The organism is Gordonia sp. i37, from assembly GCF_002043085.1.
Taxonomy (GTDB): Bacteria; Actinomycetota; Actinomycetes; order Mycobacteriales; family Mycobacteriaceae; genus Gordonia; species Gordonia polyisoprenivorans.
Genome location: NZ_MVPX01000674.1, coordinates 1 through 1175 on the forward strand (window position 1 = coordinate 1; position 1175 = coordinate 1175).

A 1175-nucleotide genomic window follows, 5' to 3' on the forward strand; every position below is an offset into this window, starting at 1 on the left:
GTGGGAACCCGGTCCCAGCAACCGCTGGAACCAACTAACCGAGCCTCCAGCAAACCCGGGGCGATTCAAGTACGGCATCTGGGCGAGGTTGTCGCCCATGCTGGCCGCGGCCGGCTACTGCGTCTATGGGCTCGACTACGGCACCACGATCCCGGGGCCCCTCCATCAGATGGGCGATGCCCGCTCGTCCGCCCGGGAGATCGGGGACTTCATCGACGGCGTGCGCCGTCACACCGGTGCCGATCAGGTCGATCTCGTCGGTTACTCCGAAGGCGGATTCGTGCCGTTCTACTACCTCAACGAGCTCGGCGGCGCATCCCGGGTACACACCTTCGTGGCGGTGGCGTCACCGATGCGTGGGATGAGTTTTCATGGGGCACTGGAACTTCTGTCGCGGACGCCGGCGACGCGTCAGCTGCTGCAGGCAGCTCTCCCCGCCGCCATCGACGGGCACCAAGGGCTCTGCATATATGCAGGAGATCAGCCGCCACGGGCTGACCCGACCGAACGTCACCTACGTCACCATCAGTTCGCGCGACGACAGTGTCGTGGCGCTGAACGAAACCCAGTTGCCGCCGGGGCCCAACGTGACGAACATCGTGATCCAGGATCTCGACCCTCGGACCTCGGCGTTCCACGGCGCCATCACCTACAACACCGTGGCGCTGGAGTCCGTGTTGCACGCTTTGTAGGCGCTGGAAACACGGCGGGTTACATGACGGCAGGGTCACAACACGACGGGTTACAGACGGCGGGGTACGACATGACGGGGTACAACACCCCTCGTGCCGTACCCCGTCGTGTCGTCACCCCGACTATCGGCCGCCGATGGGTATCGGTGCCGTGTCCGCGACATCGGCGCCGTGGGCCTGTGCCTGGGCGCGGATCTCGTCCTCCTGCGCCATCGATTCACGGATGGCGCGCTGGGCGTTTTCCGGCAACGACGGCAACAACTCCAACACCCGCTGACGATGCCGCCCGACCGCCTTGCGTTCGGGCATACCCGGATTCGGCTGCACCTGCGGGATGATCTCGGTGAAATCGTCCTTCGTACCACCACCGGAAATGCCGGCCGCCGCCATCGCCGCCTCCTGCGCAGCAACCGCGTCGTCCTTCTCCTCCGACATACCGATCGGACCGAACCGATCACCGGAGAGGAACTGCTTGACCACCGG

1 protein-coding gene and 2 pseudogenes are annotated in these 1175 nt (G+C 65.4%); 2 read left to right on the forward strand and 1 reads right to left on the reverse strand.

Features of this window, described 5'->3' with window-relative positions; translation table 11 throughout:
- Window positions 1-97: 97 nt before the first annotated feature.
- Both B1964_RS31375 and B1964_RS31380 read left to right on the forward strand, forming a co-directional pair.
- Window positions 98-310: pseudogene (locus B1964_RS31375) on the forward strand (triacylglycerol lipase); the annotation flags it as partial.
- A gap of 61 nt (window positions 311-371) precedes the next feature.
- Window positions 372-692 carry a hypothetical protein gene (locus B1964_RS31380; protein WP_253194275.1) on the forward strand — a complete coding sequence of 107 codons (321 nt, stop codon included), beginning with the start codon at window positions 372-374 and terminating at the stop codon, window positions 690-692.
- 123 nt (window positions 693-815) lie between these two features.
- Here B1964_RS31380 and B1964_RS29535 read toward each other — a convergent pair.
- Window positions 816-1175: pseudogene (locus B1964_RS29535) on the reverse strand (ABC transporter ATP-binding protein); the annotation flags it as partial.

What these genes read in the sequence shown, in the direction of transcription:
- B1964_RS31380 (WP_253194275.1), top strand. Translation starts at nt 372, where the DNA reads ATGGGGCACTGGAACTTCTGTCGCGGACGCCGGCGACGCGTCAGCTGC.